The sequence below is a fragment of the Pusillimonas sp. T2 genome, assembly GCF_002236805.1.
Classification (GTDB): Bacteria; Pseudomonadota; Gammaproteobacteria; order Burkholderiales; family Burkholderiaceae_B; genus Neopusillimonas.
Map to the genome: position 1 here is coordinate 324742 of NZ_NIQA01000004.1, position 6528 is coordinate 331269.

At 55.1% G+C, this 6528-nt stretch carries 6 protein-coding genes; 2 read left to right on the forward strand and 4 right to left on the reverse strand.

Annotation, left to right across the window (positions count from 1 at the left end; all coding sequences use genetic code 11):
* Positions 1 to 5: 5 nt before the first annotated feature.
* Positions 6 to 770 carry a YdcF family protein gene (locus tag PuT2_RS09650; protein WP_093970815.1) on the reverse strand — a complete coding sequence of 255 codons (765 nt, stop codon included), beginning with the start codon at positions 768 to 770 and terminating at the stop codon, positions 6 to 8.
* The gene (locus tag PuT2_RS09655) at positions 767 to 1729 is read right to left on the reverse strand and encodes a glycosyltransferase family 9 protein (protein ID WP_093970816.1); all 963 of its coding nucleotides are present in this window, start codon (positions 1727 to 1729) and stop codon (positions 767 to 769) included. The genes PuT2_RS09650 and PuT2_RS09655 overlap by 4 nt, the downstream gene beginning before the upstream one ends.
* 96 nt (positions 1730 to 1825) lie before the next feature.
* On the opposite strand from PuT2_RS09655, the gene msbA reads away from it, so the two are divergent.
* Together msbA and PuT2_RS09665 are read left to right on the forward strand one after the other, a co-directional pair.
* Positions 1826 to 3604, forward strand: a complete 1779-nt coding sequence (msbA, locus tag PuT2_RS09660; protein WP_093970817.1) for a lipid A export permease/ATP-binding protein MsbA — start codon at positions 1826 to 1828, stop codon at positions 3602 to 3604.
* Between the two features lie 84 nt (positions 3605 to 3688).
* On the forward strand, positions 3689 to 4144 hold the full coding sequence (locus tag PuT2_RS09665; protein ID WP_093970818.1) for a hypothetical protein: 456 nt from the start codon (positions 3689 to 3691) through the stop codon (positions 4142 to 4144).
* Positions 4145 to 4221: 77 nt separating this feature from the next.
* On the opposite strand, the gene PuT2_RS09670 is transcribed toward PuT2_RS09665, so the two are convergent.
* Both PuT2_RS09670 and rng read right to left on the reverse strand, forming a co-directional pair.
* On the reverse strand, positions 4222 to 4701 hold the full coding sequence (locus PuT2_RS09670; protein WP_093970819.1) for a hypothetical protein: 480 nt from the start codon (positions 4699 to 4701) through the stop codon (positions 4222 to 4224).
* Position 4702: 1 nt separating this feature from the next.
* Positions 4703 to 6166: a ribonuclease G gene (rng, locus tag PuT2_RS09675; protein ID WP_093970820.1), complete on the reverse strand. Its 1464-nt coding sequence runs from the start codon at positions 6164 to 6166 to the stop codon at positions 4703 to 4705.
* Positions 6167 to 6528 lie beyond the last annotated feature (362 nt).

Sequence of the window (6528 nt, forward strand, 5' to 3'; positions counted from 1 at the left end):
TGCCATTACACCCAACCTCGTAGCCAATACACCAAAATACCGGCATATTCTTTAATGATCGAGCGGGCCGCCTCGAACGTACGTTGATCCGGCAACCAAAAGTCGAAATCAGACTCTTCTGGTACGACAATCTGCGGCCGCGAGGGCGCGGCAATCACATCGATGCCCAGCTCGCGGAAAACCCCCATTGACCGAGGCATGTGAAGGGCAGAGGTCACCAGTAGCGCCTTTTTAAACCCCAGCGTTTGCATGATGTCGCGCGTAAACACGCCGTTCTCGCGGGTTGTCAGACTGCGCTCTTCGGCAATAATGGCGCTTTCAGGTACACCGTCTTGCTGCAAGTTGGCTGCCATGACTTTGGCTTCGGGGATGCCGCCGTCAAGCGCTGCGCCCGAAACAATGACAAACGGTGCGCGGCCTGCCAGATACAGCTGCGCCGCTGTATCCGACCGGGTAATGGCCGTTTCTTTGGTGTAAGGGCCAAACCAGTTCGGGCGCCCGCCGGCGGTATGGCCGCCAAGCACAATAATGACATCGACTTCGGGGTAGGCCTCTGGGGGTTGGTAGGCGTAGTACTGTTCAAGACGGCCGCCTGCCCAAAGCGAAGAAGCGGGCAGCGACCAGAAAACACCCCAGAACCCCGCAAAAACAACTACGGCTACGGCCGTTTTACGTAGCCGAAAGATATATAGAAAGCCGCCAGCAACGATAAGCGCTATGCACAGGTTGAGCGGGATAATAAGATTGGCGAGCAGATTGGATATATTCATTTGCTGGCCAACGATATCGCTTTTTCTGTCACGTTGTCCAGTTCGGGCCATTGCCCCATTTGTCCCAGGCAATGTGCTTTGGGCGACCACGGGCCAGTGCGTTCGTGATCGGTAACGCCAAACAGCGTCAGTTGCAGGGCATTACCCGCAGCAGATAAATGAGAAACGCCCGAATCGTTGCAGATCACCAGTCGCGCCTTCTGGGTCAGGGCCACAAAGGCGTCCAGGGGCAGGGGGTCAAGGCATAACGCCGCAGGCGCATTGCGCAGGGCGTCGTCGCGTTCGCCTGGTGGTGGGCACATAACGACGGTGTAGCCCTGCTGTTGTAAACGCAATGTCAGCGCGTTGAAATGCGGCCAGACCTTGACTTGCCCTTTATGCAAGCCCGTTGCCGTGGGGGCGATCAAAATAAAAGGCGTGTCGGTCAGCCCGGCCTCAGACAAGCTCGCCGAGGCCTGTGCGTTGGCCGATACCGGCAACTTAAGGCCCAGTGTGTCTGAGGGCCTGCCGATGGGGCAGGGGAGCTTCCAGGTGGTCAAGGCTGTTTGCGTCAGCCCATACCAGGATTCAACCGCGTGAGGCCGCGGCTTTGGTTTTCGGATAGGCCACTTTAGCAACAGGCTGCGGCCGTCATCGCGGTAGCCCGCGCATTGCAACCCAGCCAGCCGAAAAGCCATTGCGCTTGATAGTGAGTCGGGCAGCAGTAACCCGACTGTTGCGCCTTTGCCGGCATATTGTCTGCGCGATTGGGCAACAGCCCGCCGGTTTCGCGTCCATGAGCCGGTCATTTCGATGAACCCGGCCAGCGGGTAACCCGACAGCAATGCTTTTGCCCAGGGGCGAGCGCAGACAATAACCGGCTTTCCGGTGTCGAGCAGGGCATGAAGGGAGGGCAAGGCCATGCACACGTCGCCTATCCAGTTGGGCAAGCGAACATAAATTGCAGAAATGTCGGTCATTGAGAAGCGTTAATAGGGCGTTGGTACGAGGCCTTCGCCGGGTTTGGGTTGCGACGTTACAATGCTTTTTTCATTAGTATAAAAGCGAGTGTCGTCTTGAGCTCAGTTTTACCATCAGCGCCCGCCCACGCCGAGCCGGTGAAGTTTTATTTGTGGCGACGAATATACAGTCGCCTGGGTGTCTACTGGAAAGCCGTCGTGGTGGCCATGATCCTGATTTCGATCAGTGCCGCGACACAGCCCACCCTGGCCGTCATCATGAAGCCCTTGCTCGACGAAGGCTTTACCGGCGACAAGCCGTCGTATATGTGGTCAATACCGCTGGCGGTCATTGGTCTCATGTTTGTGCGTGGGGTGTCTACTTTTTCCAGCAGCTATATGTTTGCCTGGATCGCCAACAATATGTTGCTGGGCATACGCAAAGAGATGTTCCAGCGCTTGCTGCATTTGCCAGACAGCGAGTTCAGGCGCGGTGACACCGGCCGTTTGCTGAACCGCTTCACCATCGACGCAGGCAACGTAACAGGCCTGGCAACCGAAGTTATTACCGTGCTGGTGCGCGAAACGCTTATTGTTGTTTCGTTGCTTGCCGTGCTTTTGTACATGTCTTGGCAGCTCACACTTATTGTATTGCTGGTCTTGCCGCTGTCGGTTTATGTGTCGCGCATTTTCATCAAGCGCCTGCGCAGAATCAATCGAGACACGATCAACATGAATGCCGAGCTTACCCGGGTGGTGGGCGAGGCTATCGACGGTCAGCGCGTTGTCAAAATGTTCGAGGGTTACGAGCACGAAGATTCTCGCTTTCATTACATCAATAGTCGTCTGCGTCGGTTCTACATGCGCGCCGCAAGCTCCGACGCTGCCATGTCGCCCATCACTCAGTTTTTTGTTGGGGTGTCGGTTGCGGCAGTTATTGCGGTTGCGCTTTATCAGGCCAATAACGAGGGCCTTACTGTTGGTAGTTTCGCCTCGTTCATGGCGGCGCTTGGGCAAATTTTCGACCCGATCAAACGGCTGACGAATATCGCCGGCGCCATGCAGCGCATGCTGGTGTCGGCCGAAAGTGTTTTTGGCTTGATTGACCAGAAGCCTGAAATCGACAAAGGCACGTTCGTGTTCGAAGGGCAGGTCAAAGGTAAGGTCGAGTTCGAGCATATCAGCCATCGTTTCCCTGATGCCCAGCGCGATACTCTGGCCGATGTTTCGTTTGTGGCCGAACCGGGTCAAACCATCGCGCTGGTCGGGCGCTCTGGCAGCGGCAAGACAACGCTGGTTAATATGTTGCCTCGCTTTATCGAGCCTACATCGGGGCGGGTGTTAATCGATGGGCAACCTGTCGAAAATTGCCAACTGCGCAGTCTGCGTGCCCAATTGTCCCTGGTCAGCCAGGATGTCGTGTTGTTCGATGGCACCATCGGCGAAAACGTCGGTTATGGTGCTTTGCACGACGCCAGTCAAGACGACATCTGGAAGGCACTCGAGGCGGCCAATTTGCATGACTTTGTGCGTGGTTTACCCGAAGGTCTCGAGACCTGGGTTGGCGAAAATGCTAACCAACTGTCGGGAGGGCAGCGTCAGCGTTTGGCTATTGCCCGGGCGCTTATCAAGAATGCGCCTATCCTGATCCTCGACGAGGCAACGTCGGCGCTCGATAACGAATCTGAGCGTCAAGTGCAGGCGTCGCTCGAGCGATTGATGGTCGGGCGGACCACCCTCGTGATTGCGCATCGCTTGTCTACTGTACAGAAGGCGGACACAATCCTCGTGCTCGACCAGGGCAAAATCGTAGAGTCCGGACGGCACGAAGAGCTCCTGGCTCAAAAAGGTTTGTATGCCGCGCTATACGAAATGCAGTTCAAAGAAGCGCTTTGATATTGAATTCGCACGGGTCTACGTACGCTGTAATCTATAACTTACGGGCGATATGCCGCCCGTAGGTTTACACAGGAAATGATCATGAAAAAAGGGATAGTTGTTGCAATGGCTGCCATACTGGCCGGTTGCGCTTCTTCAAATAATGCCGGTATTGGTTTGTCGGTGCTTGAGCGTGAGCCTTATTTAAGGGCCGATCGTTTGTTTACAAAAGATTTTGTTCAGGTGCAAAAGGCGGTATTCAAGCATCAGGCTATTTGCAACCCTGACGTTAAGTTCTCGATAGACGAGCTTAATCCTAATTTCGCCAGGGTCACCAAGCCATACACGCCAGGCGCGACGGACTTTAACAATACGGTGGTTTTACACCTTACGCTGAATAAAGAGCGTAATAGCCAGGGGCGCGTCTACAGTTATTACGCCACGACCGATAACCAGGTGCAAGATATGTTCGCCATCATTCAGCGCCCTGAGTACTGTCCTGAAAAGCCTGAGCTCAATGCGCCCGAATCCGAGCAAAGCGCCGCATCAGCATCGTAAGCGGGGCGACTACCGCGCAAGCCGAATTGCGCCGAGCCTGTGATGGCGCCAACCCGGGGGGCGGGGTAGTTTGCCCCTTATAGCCATTTCAAGGCGGTAATCCCGACATAGGCGCAGCCCAACAAGCCGTGCATGCCGATAAAGAAACGTACCGAAGTGGGACGTTTGACGGGGAGTGTCATAAATTCGCGGGGTAGCAGGGGGCCGGCCTTGTCAATTGCATCGAACCTGTTTGGGTCAAAGCAGCCCAGCAAGTTTTCCAGCCGTAACATCCGCTGGATGCATACGGCATACAGGTTAAACAATGTATTGGTCAGGGTAATGCCGATAATAGTCATGACAAACGGGATGATCATCAGCGCAGATGCTTGTAGCGCGGTTACCTTGTCACCAAAAGCCAGGCCCACAAAGATCAGGCAAGCCGAAACAATCAACACGTTGCCGTTGACGATCAGTTGCTCGTAGTGGCGTGTCCAGTTTTGGGCTTCGCCGTACATTTGCCTCACGGTGGCCAAGTCGTGATCGTCCAGCGGCGGGCGGGAAGTTATCGGCTCCATCTTAAATCAGCACAATATCGTATTGCTCTTGAGGGTAGCCATTCTCGACTTCGAGCGTAATAGGTTTGCCAATGAAGTCGCCCAGCATGGCCAGGTGGGCGCTTTCCTCTTCAAGAAACAGGTCGACAACCGCCTGTGAAGCCAGCACGCGAAACTCTTTCGGGTTGAATTGTCGTGATTCGCGCAAAATTTCACGCAATATCTCGTAGCACAATGTGCGCGGCGTGCGCACATGCCCGCGCGACTGGCAAGTGGGGCATGGCTCGCAGAGTTGGTGTGCCAGCGAGTCGCGGGTTCTTTTGCGCGTCATCTCGACCAACCCCAATTGGCTGAACCCGCTTACGGTCATTCGGGTTCGGTCTTTCGACAGGGCCTTGTTCAGCTCGGCCAACACGGCCGTGCGGTGCCCCGCATCATCCATATCGATAAAATCCAGGATGATGATGCCGCCAAGGTTTCGCAAGCGAAGCTGCCGCGCTATGGCGACGGCAGCTTCGAGGTTGGTTTTGAATATTGTGTCATCAAAATTTCGGCCGCCGACAAAACCGCCGGTGTTGACGTCAACCGTCGTCAGGGCTTCGGTCTGATCGATAATCAGGTAGCCGCCCGATTTAAGGTCGACCCTGCGCGATAGGGCGCGTGCAATCTCTTCATCGACATTGGCGGTGTCGAATAGCGGGCGCTCACCGCTGTAATGCGAGATCCGGTCTTTGACTGAAGGGGTGAATGTTTCGGCCCATTCGATAAGGCGCTGTGTAGTGGCTCGCGAGTCGACCAGAATGGCGCCAGTATCGGGGCTGACCATATCGCGCAATACGCGTTGCTCGAGGGTTAGGTCGGTGTACAGCATCGATGGGGCGGGTTGCGACTTTGCTTTAGTCTGGATGCGGCCCCAGAGGATGCGCAGGTACGACAAGTCGGCGGCCAGCTCTTCATCGCTAGCCCCTTCGGCCTGCGTGCGCACAATAAACCCGCCAGCTTCGCCTTCGGGCATTAGTTTTGTCACGCGTTCCCGCAGGGCATTGCGTTCTTCCTCGGATTCGATCTTTTGCGAAATGCCGACATGGGGCTCGTGGGGTAGGTACACCAGCATCCGCCCGGCAATGCTGACTTGGGTGGATAGTCGTGCGCCTTTGGTGCCCAATGGGTCTTTGATGACCTGCACCATTAAAGACTGCCCTTCAAACAGCAGCTTTTCAATCGGGGTCAAGGTACCGCCGGTTGTGCGCTCGGCACGGTTCTGGCGCAAGTCGGCAACGTGTATGAATGCCGCGCGCTCAAGGCCGATATCTACAAAAGCGCTTTGCATCCCGGGCAATACACGCACTACCTTACCCAAATAAAGGTTGCCGACATGGCCGCGCTGTATGCTGCGTTCCATGTGCAACTCTTGTACTGCGCCTTGCTCGACAATTGCCACACGCGTTTCAAAGGGCGTTACGTTAATCAGAATATCTTCTGCCATGTGTCTCTTTTATAGAATGGTCTATGTTTATTATGTGGCACAGGCGTATTGCTTTGTTGGGAGCACAAGTGCAAGGTGTAAAGCACGTCATGCAGCCACGCCTGTAGTTGTCCTAAAGTATGCCACGTCAGCTAAAAATTGCCTGGGCAACTTTACATACAAGCGCGAAGGCGCAGGTTCTTGATGCCAGCACCTTATAAAAAAGCGGCGTGCGCGACGTGCAGGTTGCTGACCAATACGAATTGATTCGTGGTTATCGTAAGCGTGGGTTCAATTTGTTGCTAGCTTCGAGCAGCGCTGCCGTAAGGTAAACGGTAATGCTGACAGATAACGGCACAGCGCCAATTAAGCGCCACTGCCAT